General features: G+C 65.7%; 16 protein-coding genes. All 16 read left to right on the forward strand.

The genetic code is table 11. The features are described from left to right. Positions 1–67 precede the first annotated feature (67 nt). Entirely contained in the window at positions 68–2,203 is a 2,136-nt protein-coding gene (locus NFX52_RS15020) for a hydantoinase/oxoprolinase family protein (protein WP_055395290.1), read from the forward strand. Between the two features lie 47 nt (positions 2,204–2,250). Next, a complete protein-coding gene (locus tag NFX52_RS15025; RefSeq protein WP_055395292.1) occupies positions 2,251–4,527 on the forward strand; it encodes a hydantoinase B/oxoprolinase family protein in 2,277 nt (758 codons plus the stop codon). Next, positions 4,524–5,222: a hypothetical protein gene (locus NFX52_RS15030; RefSeq protein WP_252635699.1), complete on the forward strand. Its 699-nt coding sequence runs from the start codon at positions 4,524–4,526 to the stop codon at positions 5,220–5,222. Before NFX52_RS15025 ends, NFX52_RS15030 begins: the two co-directional genes overlap by 4 nt. A gap of 174 nt (positions 5,223–5,396) precedes the next feature. Next, on the forward strand, positions 5,397–6,197 hold the full coding sequence (locus tag NFX52_RS15035) for a ZIP family metal transporter (RefSeq protein ID WP_055395297.1): 801 nt from the start codon (positions 5,397–5,399) through the stop codon (positions 6,195–6,197). A 25-nt stretch (positions 6,198–6,222) separates the two neighbouring features. Continuing rightward, positions 6,223–7,515: a CobW family GTP-binding protein gene (locus NFX52_RS15040; protein ID WP_055395298.1), complete on the forward strand. Its 1,293-nt coding sequence runs from the start codon at positions 6,223–6,225 to the stop codon at positions 7,513–7,515. Positions 7,516–7,598: 83 nt separating this feature from the next. Further along, positions 7,599–8,798 (forward strand): beta-ketothiolase BktB, encoded by a 1,200-nt coding sequence (gene bktB, locus NFX52_RS15045; RefSeq protein ID WP_055395300.1) that lies wholly within the window; start codon positions 7,599–7,601, stop codon positions 8,796–8,798. Between the two features lie 26 nt (positions 8,799–8,824). Then, the gene (locus tag NFX52_RS15050) at positions 8,825–9,712 is read left to right on the forward strand and encodes a LysR family transcriptional regulator (protein WP_055395302.1); all 888 of its coding nucleotides are present in this window, start codon (positions 8,825–8,827) and stop codon (positions 9,710–9,712) included. Positions 9,713–9,993: 281 nt separating this feature from the next. Beyond that, positions 9,994–12,048, forward strand: coding sequence for a conjugal transfer protein TraG (locus NFX52_RS15055; protein WP_252635700.1), 2,055 nt, complete (start codon positions 9,994–9,996; stop codon positions 12,046–12,048). Next, complete coding sequence (locus NFX52_RS15060; protein ID WP_252635701.1) at positions 12,045–12,509, forward strand: CopG family transcriptional regulator; 465 nt, start codon at positions 12,045–12,047, stop codon at positions 12,507–12,509. The genes NFX52_RS15055 and NFX52_RS15060 overlap by 4 nt, the downstream gene beginning before the upstream one ends. Beyond that, positions 12,506–13,546, forward strand: coding sequence for a P-type conjugative transfer ATPase TrbB (trbB, locus tag NFX52_RS15065; protein ID WP_055403007.1), 1,041 nt, complete (start codon positions 12,506–12,508; stop codon positions 13,544–13,546). Before NFX52_RS15060 ends, trbB begins: the two co-directional genes overlap by 4 nt. Further along, positions 13,543–13,875: a TrbC/VirB2 family type IV secretion system protein gene (locus tag NFX52_RS15070; RefSeq protein ID WP_055403009.1), complete on the forward strand. Its 333-nt coding sequence runs from the start codon at positions 13,543–13,545 to the stop codon at positions 13,873–13,875. The genes trbB and NFX52_RS15070 overlap by 4 nt, the downstream gene beginning before the upstream one ends. Then, positions 13,872–14,144: a VirB3 family type IV secretion system protein gene (locus NFX52_RS15075; RefSeq protein ID WP_055403010.1), complete on the forward strand. Its 273-nt coding sequence runs from the start codon at positions 13,872–13,874 to the stop codon at positions 14,142–14,144. The genes NFX52_RS15070 and NFX52_RS15075 overlap by 4 nt, the downstream gene beginning before the upstream one ends. A gap of 17 nt (positions 14,145–14,161) precedes the next feature. Next, positions 14,162–16,594, forward strand: coding sequence for a conjugal transfer protein TrbE (gene trbE, locus NFX52_RS15080; RefSeq protein ID WP_252635702.1), 2,433 nt, complete (start codon positions 14,162–14,164; stop codon positions 16,592–16,594). Positions 16,595–16,606: 12 nt separating this feature from the next. Further along, positions 16,607–17,350: a P-type conjugative transfer protein TrbJ gene (trbJ, locus tag NFX52_RS15085; RefSeq protein ID WP_252635703.1), complete on the forward strand. Its 744-nt coding sequence runs from the start codon at positions 16,607–16,609 to the stop codon at positions 17,348–17,350. 10 nt (positions 17,351–17,360) lie between these two features. Next, a complete protein-coding gene (locus NFX52_RS15090; protein WP_252635704.1) occupies positions 17,361–17,636 on the forward strand; it encodes an EexN family lipoprotein in 276 nt (91 codons plus the stop codon). Beyond that, positions 17,633–17,933, forward strand: a 301-nt coding sequence (locus NFX52_RS15095; protein ID WP_252635705.1) for a type IV secretion system protein, incomplete at its 3' end; no start/stop codon positions are given. The genes NFX52_RS15090 and NFX52_RS15095, both read left to right, overlap by 4 nt.

Here is a 17,933-nt window from a genome sequence, read left to right on the forward strand (position 1 = left end):
AGGCGTGGGCACAGGCCCACCGCCGGGGTAGCGCTCGCCGGTATTCATACCCATTTGAGGAGATAGCATGAGGCGTGTATCTGTCGATATCGGTGGAACGTTCACCGACTGTTTTGTGGTCTGGGATGGCCAGTACATCGAGGCCAAGGCCCTGACCACCCACCACAACCTGGCGCTTGGCTTCAACGAAGCCTTGGGCAAGGCCTGTAAAGTGCTGAAGGTCGAGCTGGAGGACATCCTGTCCGGCGTGGACTCGGTGCGCTACGCCACCACCCTGGGCACCAATGCCCTGATCGAGCACAAAGGACCGAAGATCGGCATGCTTGTGACGGCAGGCTTTGAAGCCACGGTGCCGTTGAGCCGGGCTCGCGGCTATGGCGAAGGCCTGGACAACTTGGGCCAGCAGGACATGCCCAACGCCCAGCGCCCGGACCCGCTGGTGATGCCGCACATGATCCGCGGTGTGCGCGAGCGCGTGGATTTTCAGGGCAAGCTGGTGATGCCGCTGGACGAGGAGGACGTGCGCTCCCAGATCCGTTCACTGGTGGACAAGGGCGCCGAGATCATCGTAGTGGCGCTGGTCAACGCGGTGGTCAATCCATTGCACGAGCAGCGAATTGAGGAAATCCTGCTGGAGGAATACCCGTCACACTTGCTGGGCGCGATTCCGGTCATCCTGTCGCACCAGGTGGCGGGGCGCAAGGGCGAATACGTGCGCGCCACCTCGGCCATCGTCGACGGCTACCTGCACTCGACCATGTACCACGCGCTCTCGGCGCTGGAACAGAACCTGCGCGCGCACCGCTACGACAAGCCGATGCTGGTGATCCACAACTCGGGCGGCATGGCGCAGCTCAATTCCACCGACGCACTGCAGACCATCCACTCCGGCCCGGTTTCGGGCATCGGTGCATCCGAACACCTTGCCATGCAGATCGGTCTGGGCAACGTGGTGGCCACCGACATGGGTGGCACCAGCTACGACATCGGCATCGTGGTGGACGGTGGGGTTAAGCACTACGACTTCAACCCGGTGATCGACCGCTGGCTGGTGTCTGTGCCCATGGTGCACCTGGTGACGCTGGGCGCGGGCGGTGGCTCGGTGGCCACCTACGACCGCATGTACAACACCGTCAAGTGCGGCCCGGAGTCGGCGGGCTCGGACCCCGGACCGGCCTGCTACGACCGCGGAGGCATGAAGCCGACCGTGACCGATGCCGACTTGTTGCTGGGCTATCTGGATGCCAAGAACTACGCGGGGGGGTCGATCCCGCTGAACCCGCGCCGTGCCAAGGCGGCCATCGAAGACACGTTGTGCGATGACCTGGATTGCGACGTGATCGAGGCCGCGCTGCTGATTCGCGAGAAGGTCGATGACAACATGGCCAACGGGCTGTTCACCGAATTGCGCGCACGCGGCTACGATCCCAAGGACTTCACCATGCTGGCCTACGGCGGCAACGGCCCGCTGCACTGCTGCGGGATCGCACAGAACCTGTCGATCGACAAAATCCTGGCGCCACCCCTGTCCTCGGTGTTCTCCGCGGTGGGCGCTGGCAACATGCACCAGCTGCACATCCACGAGCAGTCGCTCTACATGGTGTTGTACGACTCGAACACACGCCACCTGTTCGATGACTACGACCGCTTCAACAGCATCGTGGCCGAGCTGAAGGAACTGGGCACGCAGGACTTGTTGCGTCAGGGCATGACACGGGAAGAAATCTGCCACAACCTGGAGCTGGACATGCGCTACGGCAACCAGTTGGTGCAGACCACGGCCGTGATTCCCAAACACGACGTGAACGGTCCGGCGGATGTGCTAGCCCTGATCTCGCAGTTCTCCAACGACTACGGCAAGCGCTTCGGCGAGGGCTCGCAGGCGCCGGAAGCGGGCATCCGCATCAACACCATCCGGGTGGCGGCCTTTGTGCGCCACGAGACGGTGCAGTTCGAAGACATCAAGCCCGTGCCACCGGAGAAGCGCAAGACGCCGCCAACCCCCGCCAGCACACGCAAGTGCCACTTTGTAGGTCACAAGGAAGCCTTCGACACCCCCGTCTGGGACCGGGCCGCCATCGAGCCGGGTGTGCAGATCCCGGGGCCGGCCATTGTCGCGTCCGAAGTCACGACCTTCCTGGTGAACCCGGGGTGGAACTTCGTCGCCGCGCGCCAGGGAGCGTCCTGGTTCCTGCGCGCCTGAGCGCCCACCGCCCCCCCCATCGATCAACGAATTTGAAGGACAGAACCATGAGCGATCTGAACCAGCCCATTCGGGGCAAGACACCAAGCGCCGACGAAGTCGCGCTGATCAACAAGTTTCTCAACGACACCACGCTGTTTCTCGGTCCCGACCCCGAGATCATGCAGAACCACGACCTGATGCCCCGCACCCCAGAGGAAGATGCTGCGGTCCGCCAAGTGAACGACGCGCACGTCATCGCCAAGATCCGCGACCGGCTGCAGGCCGGTTGCGATGAAGGCTATGAGATGGTGGAGCAGATGGGCGCCGCGCCGGGTGCCAAATGGGGTGATGTGATCACCGGTGTCTATTCGGCCTCAGGCGATCTGGCCATTGCCAGTGCCGGCGGCGTGCTGATCTTCTCGGCCCTGGTGCACCACCCCATCAAGTTCATCATCAAGAACTGGATCAACGACCCCACCGTGGGCGTGCGCGAGGGCGACGGCTTCATCCACAACGACTCGCGCTACGGCAACGTGCACAACACCGACCAGAGCATGATCGTGCCCATCTTTCACGAGGGCAAGCTGGTGTGCTGGGTGGCCTCGACGGTGCACGAAGGCGAGAACGGCGCGATTGAGCCGGGCGGCATGCCTTCCATGGCCGAGAGCCCCAGTGACGAGGGTCTGAAGATGTCGCCCTTCAAGGTGGTGGAGAACTACCAGATCAAGCGCGACGTGCTGACCTTCCTGCAGAACTCGGTGCGCGAGCCCAAGCTGCAATACGAGGACATGAAAGTCAAGCTGTTCGCCTGCCTGCGCATCAAGCAGCGGATTGAAGAGACACTCAACACCGACGGTCCTCAGGCTCTGGTGTCCACCCTTCGCACGACGATGGAGAACGTGCGCGCCGAGGTCAAACGCCGCATCAGCGAATGGCCCGACATGACGGTTCGTACCTACATCATCCAGGACTCGACACTGCGCGAGAACTGTTTGGTGAAGATCAACTGCAAGCTCACTAAAACCGGAGACCGGCTGATCTTCGACTTCCGCGGCTCCAGCCCGGAGTTCACCAACCGCGCCACCAACACCATTGTGGCCGGCCTCAAGGGCATGCTCGCGCAGGTGTTCCTGTGCTACGTATGGCCGGATCTGCCACGCGGCCAGGCAGCGTTTGCCCCCATCGAAGTGATCACCGATCCGCACTCGATCGTCAACTGCTCTTACGACGCACCCAATTCCCAGAGCTTGATGTCGATCTTTACCGGCTTCACCGCCGGCCAGCACGCGGTGGCGAAGTTCCTGTACAGCTGCCCGGAGAAGTACACCAAGGTCCATGCACCGACCTTCAACATGATCAACACCTTCATCTGGGGTGGGGTCAGCCAGCATGGTGAAACGCTGGGCAACCTGTGTGCCGACCTCAACGGCATGGGTGCGGGCGCCACCGTGGACCGAGACGGTGAGCACGCGCTGGCGCCGATTTTTGCCACCATGGCCGACATCGGCGAGCAGGAGCTCAACGAAGAGGAAGTGCCCTTCCTGCAACTCGTCTCCAAGAAGATGACGCGCGATGCCATTGCTCCGGGCAAGTACCGCGGCGGTCAGGGCTACACCATGATGGTGGCCACCAAGGACAGCGAGCAGTGGGGCTTCATGACGGTGTGCCAGGGCGCGAAGTTCCCGCCCATCCAGGGGCTGTTTGGTGGCTACGCCTGCGGTGCTTATCCGCTGTGCAAGATCGAGGGGGTGGACGTGTACGACGTGCTGCTCAACGAACCGCACAAGTTCAAGCACTCGATCGAAGAGCTCATGAACGAGCGCCCCTTTGAAGGGGCCCGCTACACCACCCACCACATGGGCATGGGCTTCGAGATCTCCAAGCGCGGCGATCTGTTCATGATTTCACAGGGCGCTGGTGCTGGTTACGGTGACCTGCTGGAACGCGATCCCGCGGGTGTGATCAAGGACATCGAAGACGGCCTGATGTCGCCCGGGGTGGCCGAGCGCCTCTACAAAGTCAAGTTCGATCCGGTCACGCTGGCGGTGAACCAAGAGGCCACGCAAGCGGCGCGCGACGCCGAGCGCAAGGCGCGCATCGCGCGCAGCGTCCCCTTCAAGGAGTTCGTCAAGACCTGGAACCAGCCCAAGCCGCCGTCGAACATGCAGTACTTCGGCTGCTGGGGTGACGACGTCGACACGCTCTACGTGGGAAGTCCTGACATCACGCGCAAGGCCAACGAACCCAAACCCAACTACATGCGACACCCGAAGGATGTCCGCATCGAAGCGCTGGAAGCCAGACTGGCCGCCGCGGGTGTTTTGCAGGACGAAAAGCAATGAGCACGCTGGCTGAGATGCTGCCGCACTCAGCCAGCGCAGGCGCCGTGCGTTTGTGGCTGAAGTCTTCGGCCTATACCCGGCGCCTGCTGCTCGGCTCGGAGCAGGCCGATCCCTGGGAGAATGCGGCCGGTTACCTGGCTTACTTCGTCCAGGCCCATGGTCTGCTGCGGCCCGATGTGGCGGTGGTCGAAGTGGGTGAGCTGATCGATGCCTGGTGTGCTCGCGATGGCGGCCTGGCGGCTCGTCTGGGCAACCGCCGCCGACCAGCGACGGCCTTGCGCAAGTTGCTGGAATCGGAAGCACCCAAGGCGATGCTGGCCGAAGTGGTGACGGCCGTGCTGTCGCACCTGCGGGGTCAAACCCCGTTGGTGCTGTCCATGCCCTCGCCGCGCGCCTGGCTGTTGCACGCCAACCGATTGGCCGGTGGTACCGACGACGAGATCGACGCGGACACGGTGGAGGACGCGGCCATGTACGTGGCCGACCTCATCCGTTCCGTCTCCGCGTTTCCGGTGGCCGGTCTGCTACTGGAGGAACAAAGGGACGACCAGGCGTTGGAGGCCGCGCACATCGAACGTTACCGATCCGTGCTCAATGTCGCGGGGCACTACCGCTGGTCACTAGCCCTGCGTCTGCCATCGGGCGTGCGCTTGCCCCCCCGAGGTCTTCGACGGCTTTGCCGCGGTGATTGGTGACGGGAACGAACGGCCAGGCCACAGCGCCTTCGGGCGTGACGACAGCGCGGCATTTGCCATGGGGACCTACGTGGGGCCGCTCGCACAGGAGCAGTTCCATTTTGTCGAGATCAACCCGCAGCAGCAGCCAGAAGCCGTGCTGGAACAACTGGCCCACCTGCGGGCCTGTGCGGCATGACACCGCTGACCTTGTGTCTGCTGGCCACGCTGGTTGGCGGGCTCTTGTCCGTCGGCGTGGCGCTGCTGACCACCGCTTCCATGAGCAGGAGCACACTGTCCCGGCTGGTCAGCTACGCGACCGGTGCGCTACTCGCTGCTGCGTTTTTCAACGTCTTGCCCGAAGCCATCCATGAGTCGGGGAATGCACAAGAGACCACATCCCTGGTTCTGGCCGGCATCGTCACTTTCTTCCTGCTTGAAAAGCTCGTCATCTGGCATCACGACCATGGTCAGGCCGCGTCCGATGCGAGCGTGGTTCACGGGCATCACCAAGGCCGTGGGGATGTGGAAGTCGGTCGCGGTGGCCTGCTGATGATGCTGGGCGACACCTTCCACAACTTTGTCGACGGCATCCTGGTGGCCGCCGCTTTCCAGCAGGATGTTTCGCTGGGACTGGTGACCGCGGTGGCCATCGTGGCCCACGAGATTCCCCAGGAGCTGGGTGATTTTGTCGTTCTGTTGCATGCGGGTTGCAGCCGCCGTCGGGCCATGGCCTTCAACCTGCTGTCCAGCCTGGCCATGACGCTGGGCGCGGGACTGGCCTGGCTGGCCTTGCCGTTGATGGATGGCGCCGTGCCGGTGTGTCTGGCGCTGGCCTGCGCGAGCATGACTTATGTGGCCATGGCGGACCTGATCCCCAGCCTGCACCGCCACCCGAGTCTGGGCGCCACGGTTCAACAGCTTGCGCTCATGGGCGCAGGAATGGCCTCGGTCGCGGGCGCGCACGAGTTGCTCGAACTCGTGTCGGTGCATTGATGCCAACCGAACAGGAACTGCCTTCATGAACAAGACCACTGAAACGACTTCACATGCCCAACAAGGTCCGGTTGACCGCATTCCCGTCACCTTGCTAACCGGCTTCCTGGGGGCCGGCAAGACCACCTTGCTCAACCACTGGATGCACCAGCCTGGCATGGCGGGTGTGGCGGTGTTGGTCAATGAATTCGGTGAGGTCGGCATCGATCATCACCTCGTGGATACCGTCAGCGACCAGATGTTGTTGCTGGATTCCGGCTGCCTGTGCTGTACCGTTCAAGGCGACCTGGTTGCCGCCTTCCGCAAGCTGTCCGACCGCATGGCCCGCCGCGAGATCGCGCCTATTTCACGTGTGGTGATCGAAACCACCGGACTGGCCGATCCGGTGCCGGTGTTGTACACACTGATGGAGGAGCCCTTTGTCTGTGCCCGGTATCGGTGTGACACCGTGATCGCCGCAGTATCGGCGACACAGGGTTTGCTGCAACTTGATGAACATCCGGAGAGTCAGCGCCAGGTGGTTGCGGCTGATCGGTTGCTGATCACCAAATGCGATCAGGCCTCCTCGATCCAACGGGAACAACTGGAAGCGGCCTTGAAAGCGCTCAATCCGCAGGCCGAACAGGTCTTGGTGCGCAACGGTATTGCCGATCTCGCCACGCTGATGGCGTCCGGTGGGGTCTACGGCCGTGCGGACGTGGCGTCGAGCCTGCAGGCCTGGCTGGGTACCGAGATCGCACGGCATGGCCCATCGGGCCTTTTCGCGCTGGATGAAAACGCTATTGACCTGGTCAATGGCGACGGTCACTACCTGCGGACCCGTCGCCGCAGCAGCCACCATTCGACGCGCGTGCGGAGTTTCGTCATCACCTGGGATAGGCCCATCGCCTGGCTTGGGTTCTCTTTGGCGATGGGCAACGTTCTGCGCGCTTATGCCGCCAACCTGCTGCGTGTCAAAGGCCTGATGCGCGTGGCCGGAGACGAGGCGCAACCTCAGGTGGTGCAGTGCGTGCAGGATGTGGCCTATCCCCCGGTGCGTTTGGCCGCCTGGCCACGTGACAGCGCGTTTGACGATGGCCACAGCCGTCTGGTGTTCATCGTCCGAGACCTGGCGCCCGAACAGGAGTCCTCTATCCGGGCTTTGCTCAGCGATTTCAGCAGCAATATGGCGGCACTGCGCGTCAGCGCAACCGACTGGGGATTGCCCACCCGCTGCTGGTTGAGCCAGCGCGTTCCGATCCGATCTGCTACGGACATCGAACACGAAGGCTGGGAGATCCAGGCCCGGCGCTTTCGATTACATGGTGCCGGCCATTAGGGCGTCAGGTACCAGAAATGGCTGTGTTGAGAAATGCCCTGCTCGAAGTCCGAGCTATGCAAAATTTGAGAAATGAGGCCCGTATGAGCAAAAAAGCAAATCCCCGTAAAGTCGTTGTCGTCAGTGCCGCCCGCACCGCCATTGGTACCTACGGCGGCAGCCTCAAGGACGCGCCGCCCACCGAACTGGCGGCCCTGGTCGTCAAGGAAACGCTGGCGCGTGCCGGCGTGGACGGCAAGGACGTCGGCCATGTGGTGTTCGGCCACGTGGTCAACACCGAACCCAAGGACATGTACCTCTCCCGCGTCGCCGCGGTCAACGGCGGTTGCGCCGAAGGCACGCCCGCTTTCAACGTCAACCGCCTGTGCGGCTCGGGCCTGCAGGCCATCATTTCGGCCAGCCAGGCGATCATGCTCGGTGACTGCGACATCGCCATCGGCGGCGGCGCCGAGAACATGAGCCGCGTACCTTATGCCAGCCTGAACATGCGCTGGGGCGCCCGCATGGGTGACACCAAGATGGTGGACATGATGATCGGTGCGCTGCACGACCCGTTTCACAACATTCACATGGGCGTGACGGCCGAAAACGTGGCCGCGAAGTTCGGCATCACGCGTGAGATGCAGGATGCACTGGCCGTGGAGAGCCACAACCGCGCGCAACGCGCCACCGAAGCCGGGTACTTCAAGGACCAGATCGTGCCCGTCATGCTCAAGAGCAAGAAGGGCGAATTGGCCTACGCCACCGACGAGCATTTCCGCCCCAACTGCAAGCTCGGAGACATGGCCAAGCTTAAGCCGGTGTTCGTGAAAGAAAACGGCACCGTGACCGCGGGCAACGCCTCGGGCATCAACGACGCCGCCGCGGCCGTGGTGCTGATGGAGGCCGGTGCGGCCAAGGCCCGTGGCACCCAGCCGCTGGCGCGCCTGGTGGGTTACGCCCACACTGGCGTGGATCCTAACATCATGGGCATCGGCCCGGTGTCGGCCTCGCGCCTGGCACTGCAGAAAGCCGGCCTCACCGTCAATGACATGGACGTGATCGAAGCCAACGAAGCCTTCGCTGCCCAGGCCTGCGCCGTGAGCAAGGAACTCGGCCTGGACCCGACCAAGGTCAACCCGAACGGTTCGGGCATTTCGCTGGGTCACCCCATTGGTGCCACGGGTGCGCTGATCACGGTGAAAGCCATCCACGAGCTGCAGCGCATTCAGGGCCGCTACGCACTGGTGACCATGTGCATTGGCGGCGGCCAGGGTATTGCGGCAATCTTTGAGCGGATGTGACGCTGACTTGCATTGCATCTTTCTGAATGATCGAACTACGGCATCTGCGCTATTTCATCGCTGTTGCTGAAGAACTCAACTTCCGCCGTGCCGCCGAGCGCGTGCACATTGATCAGACCCCGTTGTCACGCACTATCCGCGATCTGGAGGACCGGTGGGGCGTGACACTCTTCATACGGGCTCCACGCAGGCTGGAACTCACACCAGCAGGGGCCAAGCTGCTTGATCACGCGCGCAGCCTGCTCATTCGGCTGGAACGTGCCAGGCGTGCGGTACGGGCCGTTGATGCTCGCTATCGGGAGCCCTTGCGCATAGGTGTGGATGACAGCACGGTGCAGCCACGGCTGGCAGAGTGCTTGAGCCGCTGGAGGCAGCTTGTTCCGGACGTCTCTGTGGAACTCACAGAAATGCATGCTGCGGAGCTATTGGTCGCGCTGCGCAACGAGGAGGTGGATGTCGGTTTCTCCTTCGGGCTCCAGGACGACGAGGCCATTGCCCAGCAACCTGCATGGCACAGCCCCATGGTGGCAATTGTCTCGCCGGAGCATGAGCTGGCAGAGCGCACGGCTGTGTCATGGACCGAACTGCTGTCTTTCCCGCTCATTGCCTGTACGGCGGCCTTTCATCCGGGGCTGTACCAGCAGGTAGCGTCCATCCTGCGGCAGCAGGGGTTGTTCCCGGTAATTGCGGCGGAGGCGCGGACATTGTCCGGCTATCTAACCCGCGTGGCTGTGGGGCAGGGTGTTGGCGTGGCAGATGCCGACCACATGCGGACGCTGCAGCGCAGCGATGTTGTAGTGCTTCCTCTGGCCGAACCCGCTCACTTCACCACCTATGTGTTGTACAAGCACCAGCGCTTTGGATTGTCCCAGCCGGTGCAACGTTTCCTTACCCATGTCAGCACTTTGATGTGACTGTTACGCAGCAGGGTTCTGCTGCACCCAGGGCCTGCGCCATCGGCCTTGGACATTCGGCCATCTGCAGGACATGCTCCCGTTCGGGGAGGCCGGGAGCGTGTTCCTGGGCCACTGAATCAAGCCAGCCAACGGCGTTGTCCTGAGACGTGCCCGCCAGCCTGCGCTGCGCTACGCCCGGATGGGTGGGCCGCGCGGCGCATCGGTTCCAGACTCTCGCCATGCGTGCCACGGGGTGCGCATGCGCATGGCGCAGGTTGGCGCCGAAGGAACAAGCGGGCATGGCATCTCGATCAGAGGCGGGCAAGGAGCGGGCATCCTCCGCCCACACCGGCATCCTGTTTGGCCAGATCACGGCCGTCATGGGTGTCACTGTGTGCGGCGTGTGGGTGGCCACGCAATGGACGGCGCATGCGTTGGGCTACCAGCCGCGCCTGGGCGTGGCCTGGTTTGATCTCTCGGGGCTTCCGGTCTATGAGCCCTGGAAACTGTTCGAGTGGTGGTACTGGTACGACGCCTATGCGCCCGAGGTTTTCTCGCGCGGCGGCGCCATCGCGGCTTCCAGTGGCCTGCTTGCCACCGGGGTGGCCATCGGCATGGCGGTGTGGCGCTCGCGCCTGGCGCGGCGAGTCACCACCTATGGCTCCGCCCGCTGGGCGGAACGCGATGACATCGACAAGGCCGGGCTGACCGCTTCAGCCGGCGTGTTCCTCGGCCGGGCACCCGGCCGGGACGGCGCCTACCTGCGCCATGAAGGGCCGGAACACGTGATGGCCTTCGCCCCTACGCGCTCGGGCAAGGGGGTGGGCCTGGTGGTGCCCACGCTGCTGTCCTGGCCCGGCTCTGCCGTGGTCCACGACATCAAGGGAGAGAACTGGCATCTCACAGCGGGCTGGCGTGCGCGCTTCTCGCACTGCCTGCTGTTCAACCCGACAGACGCACGCTCTGCGGCCTACAACCCCTTGCTGGAAGTGCGGCGCGGCGTGCACGAGGTGCGCGACGTGCAGAACATCGCCGACATCCTGGTGGACCCCGAGGGTGCACTGGAGCGGCGCAACCACTGGGAAAAGACGAGCCACGCGCTGCTGGTGGGTGCCATCCTCCACGTGCTCTATGCCGGCGAGGACAAGACGTTGCGTGGTGTCGCCAACTTTCTCTCCGACCCAGCCTGTCCCTTCGAGGTGACGCTGCACCGCATGATGACCACGCCGCACCTGTTGGCGGAGCAGGGTGGCGCACCGCACCCTGTGGTGGCATCCGCTGCCCGCGAGGTGCTCAACAAGAGCGAGAACGAGCGTTCGGGCGTGCTGTCCACAGCCATGAGCTTCCTGGGGCTGTACCGCGACCCCACGGTGGCCGAAGTCACCTCGCGCTGCGACTGGCGCATCACCGACCTGATTGCCTCGGCACATCCGGTGTCGCTGTACCTGGTGGTTCCGCCTTCGGACATCAGCCGCACCAAGCCGTTGATCCGTCTGATCCTCAACCAGATCGGCCGACGCCTCACCGAGTCGCTCGATGGTTCCGACGGCATCGAGCGCCGGCACAAGCTGCTGCTGATGCTCGACGAGTTCCCAGCCTTGGGGCGCCTCGATTTCTTCGAGTCGGCGCTGGCCTTCATGGCGGGCTACGGGCTGCGGGCCTTCCTGATCGCGCAGTCGCTCAACCAGATCGACAAGGCCTACGGTCCGAACCACGCGATCCTGGACAACTGCCACGTGCGCATCGCCTTCGCCACCAACGACGAACGCACGGCCAAGCGCATCTCCGACGCACTGGGCACGGCCACCGAACTGCGCGCCCAGCGCAACTACGCCGGCCACCGGCTGGCACCCTGGCTGGGCCACCTGATGGTCTCGCGGCAGGAGACGGCCCGCCCGTTGCTCACGCCCGGAGAGGTGATGCAGCTGCCGCCCGACGATGCGGTGGTCATGGTCTCGGGCCACGCGCCCATCCGGGCGCGCAAGCTGCGCTACTACCAGGATCGGAACTTCCTGGTAAGGGTGCTGACTGCGCCCGAGCTGGCGGACAGCGGCTATGCCGATCGCCCGGCGGGGCGGCCGGATGACTGGAGCATGCTGCCGGTCTTGGCGGCTGCTTCGGCCGCCATGGGCGGTGGTGTGGGTGGTGTGGCCGATGAGGGTGGACACCAGCTCAAGCCGGAGCTGGAGGCCGCGTTCGTGCCTTCGCGCGACGACGGGGCGCAGGACCTGATCCTGCTGGAGGATGAGCGCGATGACGACGGCGCGTCCCTCCTGCCGCGTGACCTGGACCGCCAGCTCGTGCGCAGCGCGCGCCTGGCGGCCCTGGATCCTGACGACGGGATTGTCCTGTGACGCGCGCCCGCCTGAACATCTTCGTCGAGCCCGAGCACGCCAGGCGCCTGGAGGACCTGTCGCTTCACCGGGGTGTCTCCAAGTCCTCGGTGATTGCAGCAGCACTCGCCTCCTTCCTGTCGCCGGATGCGACGGACCAGCGTGAGGCGGCGACGGTCAAGCGCCTGGACCGGCTCTCGCGCCAGTTCGAGCGCCTGGAGCGCGACCAGGCCATCCTGATCGAGACCGTGGCGCTGTACCTGCGCCACTACCTGACCGTGGCCCTGCCGGTGCCCGAGCAGCAGCAGGAAGCCCTGCGCGCCCAGGGGCGCGCCCGCTATGCGCAGTTCATCGAACAACTGGCCCGCCACATCCAGCGCGGGCGCAGCCTGGTGCGTGAGATTCATGAGGAGAACGGTCCCCTGGATGGGGATGCTCCGGTAGCTTCGGTTGCGCCTGATGGTGGGGAGGGCGGCGCATGACCGGCTCCTGCCCTTTATCCGCCGAACCCGCGCAGCGCCGCATTCGCATGCTGCGCACCGCCATGGGGCCGGAGATCGCTGCCGCGCTCGAAGACCCCGAGGTGGTCGAAGTGCTGCTGAACCCCGACGGATCGCTCTGGGTGGACCGGCTGGGTACGGGCCGGGAGCCCACCGGCGCTGCGCTGCCGGCGGCGGTGGCTGAACGCATCATCCGACTGGTGGCGGCCCATGTGCGCGCCGAGGTGCACGCGGGTCTGCCCATTCTCTCTGCCGAGCTGCCCGAGACGGGAGAGCGTTTCCTGGGCGTGCTGCCGCCCGTGGTGCGCTCGCCCTCGTTCGCGATCCGCAAGCGGGCGCTGCGCATCATGACGCTCGCACAGTACGTGGACGACGGCATCCTGACCGAGGAACAAGCGGCCTTCCTTCGCTCCGCAGTGCGCGAGCGCCTGAACATCGTGGTGGCAGGCGGCACGAGCACTGGCAAGACCACGCTGGCCAATGCGCTGCTCGACGAGATTGCCGACACCGGCGACCGCGTGCTGATCCTGGAAGACACGGTGGAATTGCAGTGCCGCAGCGACGACCACGTGGGCATGCGCTCCGAGCCGGGCGTCACCACCATGGCCGACCTGGTACGCGCCACCCTGCGCCTGCGGCCCGACCGCATCGTGGTTGGCGAGGTGCGCGGCGCCGAGGCGCTGGACCTGCTCAAGGCCTGGGGTACGGGACACCCGGGCGGCATCGCCACGGTGCATGCGGGATCGGCGGCGGGTGCGCTCACGCGGCTGGAGCAACTGGTGCAGGAGGTCAGCTTGGCCGTGCCGCGCGCCTTGATCGCGGAAGCCGTCAACGTCATCGTCTTTATTGCAGGGCGCGGCCATGCGCGCCGGGTGCGCGAGATCGTGCGCGTCATTGGCCATGACCGCGATGGCTACCAGCTCGATGGCTCGCTCGGGCCGCCGTTTCCGCCAATTCAGCAGGTCGTTGCATCGCATTCGCCATCTTCAACTTCATCCACCAAGGGAGAATCTTCATGACGCATCCACGTCTTTCTGTACATCCGTGCCTGCGGGCGGCGGCCCTGGCTGCCCTGCTGCTGGCCCTCACGGTTCCGGCGCAGGCCGCCGGCTCCAGCATGCCCTGGGAGGCACCGCTGCAGTCCATCCTGGAATCCATCCAGGGGCCGGTGGCGCGCATCATCGCGGTGATCATCATCATTGCCACCGGGCTCACGCTGGCCTTCGGTGATACCTCGGGAGGCTTCCGGCGGTTGATCCAGATCGTGTTCGGGCTGTCGATTGCGTTCGCGGCGTCGAGCTTCTTCCTGTCCTTCTTCTCGTTCTCGGGCGGGGCGGTGCTGGCATGAACCTGCCCCACAGCCTGCCGCCGGGTTTCGAGGTGCCGCTGCACCGGTCGCTGACCGAGCCCATCCTGCTGGGCGGCGCGCCACGCACCGTGGCCATCGCCAATGGCACATTGGCCGCTGCCGTCGGTCTGGGCCTGCAGTTGTGGGTGCCGGGCCTGGTGCTCTGGATCGCGGGGCACACGCTGGCGGTCTGGGGCGCGCGCGTGGACCCGCAGTTCATGCCGGTGTTTGCGCGCCACATCAAGCAGCGGCCGCTGCTGGACGTGTAGGGCGGGGAGGGCAGGCGATGCTGAACCTCGCTGAATACCGCAGGCGCCCCGCGCTGCTGGCCGACTGGCTGCCCTGGGCCGGCCTGGTCGCGCCTGGGGTTGTGCTCAACAAGGATGGCTCCTTCCAGCGCACGGCACGTTTCCGGGGGCCGGACCTGGACAGTGCGACACCGGGTGAGCTCATTGCGACCTCGGCGCGGCTGAACAACGCGCTCAAGCGCCTGGGTTCGGGCTGGGCGCTGTTCGTCGAGGCTGAGCGGCACGAGGCGGCGGGCTACCCACGGTCCCGTTTCCCGGAGCCGCTGTCCTGGCTGGTGGACGAGGAGCGGCGCGCCGCCTTCGAGGAGGCGGGGAGCCATTTCGAGAGCGGGTACCACCTGACGCTGCTGTACCTGCCGCCCGAGGAGGCGCGCTCGCGCGCGGGCAACCTGCTCTACGAGCACCGCAAGGCCGAGGGCGTGGACTGGCACGAACGGCTGGGGGCCTTCGTGGCCGAGTCGGAGCGCTTCCTGGACCTGCTCGATGGCGTGGTGCCGGAGCTGGGCTGGCTCCCTGATGGCCAGACGCTGACCTACCTGCATGGCACGGTGTCCACGCACTCCCAGGCAGTGGCGGTGCCTGAGGTACCCATGCACTTGGACGCACTGCTGGCTGATGAGCCGCTGGTGGGCGGTCTCGCGCCCATGCTGGGGAACCGGCACCTGCGCGTGCTCACGGTGCGGGGTTTTCCGACGTCGACCTGGCCGGGGATCCTGGACGATCTCAATCGACTGGGCTTTGGCTACCGCTGGTGCACGCGTTTTCTCTGCCTGGACAAGGCCGAGGCGGAGAAGGAACTGGTCCGCCTGCGCCGCCAGTGGTTTGCCAAGCGCAAGAACATCGTGGCGCTGCTGCGCGAGACTGTGTTCCAGCAGGAGAGCCCGCTGGTGGATTCGGATGCCGCCAACAAGGCGCATGACGCCGATGCGGCGCTGCAGGCGCTGGGCGGTGACCAGGTGGCGTTTGGCTATGTGACGGCCACGGTCGTGGTGTTCGATGCGGATGCCACGGCCGCCGACGAGAAGCTGCGGGCCGTGGAGCGGACCATCCAGGGGCGGGGCTTTGTGACCATCCCGGAGACCCTGAACGCGGTCGAGGCCTGGCTGTCCTCCCTCCCGGGCCATGTGTATGCCAACGTGCGCCAGCCCATTGTCTCGACGCTGAACCTCGCGCACCTGATGCCGGTGTCGGCCGTCTGGGCGGGACAGGAGCGTAATGCGCACCTCGATGGCCCGCCGCTGGTCGTGACGCGCACCGACGGCGCGACGCCGTTCCGGCTGGTCACGCACATCGGCGACGTGGGCCACACGCTGGTGGTTGGCCCCACGGGCATGGGCAAGTCGGTGCTGCTGGCCACCCTGGCGCTGCAGTTCCGGCGCTACCCGGGCGGGCGCGTCCTGGCCTTCGACATGGGACGCCCGATGCGGGCCACGGTGCTGGGGTTGGGCGGCGAGCACTACGACCTCGGGCCTGACGGGCGGATCGCATTCCAGCCGCTGGCGCGTATCGACCAGGATGGCTACCGCGCCTGGGCGGCGGAGTGGGTCGAGGGGCGCCTTGCGCACGAGGGCGTGACTGTGGGGCCGGCCGAGCGCGACGCCGTGTGGTCGGCCCTGGCCAGCCTCGCCAGCGCCCCGTTGGAGCAGCGCACCCTCACGGGCCTGTCGGTGCTGCTGCAGTCGAACGCCTTGCGCCAGGCGCTGCAGCCCTATGTGCTGGGCGGTGCGCATGGGCGCCTGCTCGATGCGGATGTGGATCGGCTTGGGTCTTCGCCCGTGCAGTGCTTCGAGATGGAGGAGCTGATGCCCAGCCGCGCGGCCACGCTGGCCGTGCTGTCCTACCTGTTTGCGCGCTTCGAGGAGCGCTTCGACGGTGCGCCCACGCTGCTGATCCTCGACGAGGCCTGGCTGTTCCTGGACGACCCGGTGTTCGCGGCGCGCATACGCCAGTGGCTCAAGACGCTGCGCAAGAAGAACGTGTCGGTGGTCTTCGCCACGCAGTCGCTCGCCGACATCCGCGATTCCAGCATCGCGCCGGCCATCGTGGAGAGCTGTGCGAGCCGCATCTTCCTGCCCAACCCGCAGGCCTTCGAGCCGCAGATCCGCGCGGTCTACGAGGGCTTCGGGCTCAACGGGCGGCAGATCGAGATCGTGGCCCAGGCAACGCCCAAGCGCGACTACTACTACCAGTCGCGGCTGGGCAACCGGGTTTTCGACCTGGGGCTGGGGCCTGTGGCGCTGGCCTTCGCGGGGGCGTCCTCGCCCGAGGATCAACGCGCAATGGACCGGATCCAGGAGTCCCTCGTTGATTCTGGCACGCCGTCCGGCTTCGCGGCCGGCTGGCTGCGCCACCGGGGCCTGGACTGGGCCGCCGAACTCATTCCCACGTTTCCACCGTTTCCAACCACCTGAAGGAGTCCTGCCATGCTTTTGAAGTCCCTGTTCCTTCGCCGCAAGGCGGCGCTGGCGCTTGCCGCGGCGCTCGCCCTCGGCACCGCCATGCCCGCCCAGGCCTTCCTGGGCGGCGGGCGCATCGTTTTTGATCCCTCGAACTACTCGCAGAACGTGCTCACGGCCGCGCGCACGCTGGAGCAGATCAACAACCAGATCAAGCAGCTGCAGAACCAGGCGCGCAATCTCGCGAGCCTGGATCACAGCGCGCTGGGGGAGCTGCGTGCGGCGCTGGCGGCGACGAACGAACTCATCCGCCAGGCGCAGGGGCTGGCGTTCGACGTGGCGCACATGGAGTCGGAGTTCCGCCGGCTCTATCCGAAGGAGTACGCCGCCACCGTGTCGGGCCGGCAGATGGCGCTGGATGCGCGCGAGCGCTGGCAGCAGTCGCTCGAAGCGCTGCGCACTGCCACCCAGGTGCAGTCGCAGGCGGTGCGCAACTTCGCGAGCGACGAGCGCACGCTCACGGACCTGGTGAACCGGAGCCAGTCGGCCGTGGGCGCGCTGCAGGCGATGCAGGCCACGAACCAGCTGCTCGCGCTGCAGTCGCGCCAGGCCATGCAGGCGCAGCAGCTGCAGATCACCCAGGGCCGGGCCGCAGCGCTGGAACAGGCCCGCCAGGTGGCGGTGCAGGAGCGGGCGCGCGAGGTGCGCCGGCGCTTCCAGGGCGAGGGCACGCCCTACACCCCGGTGGCCGTGGGCTTCTACGGGCAATGAGGGGAAGGCCATGAACAAGCTGTTCCTTCTGGGCGTTGTCGCCTTGGTGCTCGCCGGCTGCGGCAAGCCGGTCCCCATCGAATCCGTGGAGTCCCTGGTCGCCAATCCCGCGCGGCTCAAGGAATTGCGTGCGCAGTGCAAGGCCCACCATGCCAAGGTGGGCGACGCACAGTGCAATGCGGTGGCCGAGGCCACGCGGCGGCGCTTCATGGGCGGCGGGACGCCATATACGCCGGCCCAGGCTCCCGCGCTCGAGGCATCGGCCGCGCAGGACAAGGCGCCATGAACGACGTCGCGGTCATTGACCGCTTTCTGGATGTGTTCTCGCGCTACATCGACTCGGGGTTCGGGCTGCTGGGCGGCGAGGTGCAATTCCTGACGGCCACGCTGGTGGGGATAGACGTGACGCTGGCGGGGCTGTACTGGGCCATGAGCCATGCGTCAGGGCAGGGCGAGGACGTGATCGCGCGGCTGGTCAAGAAGGTGCTGTACGTGGGGGCGTTCGCCTACATCCTGGGCAACTTCAATCAGCTGGCCGGGATCGTGTTCCGGTCCTTCGCCGGGCTGGGGCTCACAGCCTCGG

It is taken from the genome of Acidovorax facilis (assembly GCF_023913775.1).
In the GTDB taxonomy this organism is placed as follows: domain Bacteria; phylum Pseudomonadota; class Gammaproteobacteria; order Burkholderiales; family Burkholderiaceae_C; genus Acidovorax; species Acidovorax facilis.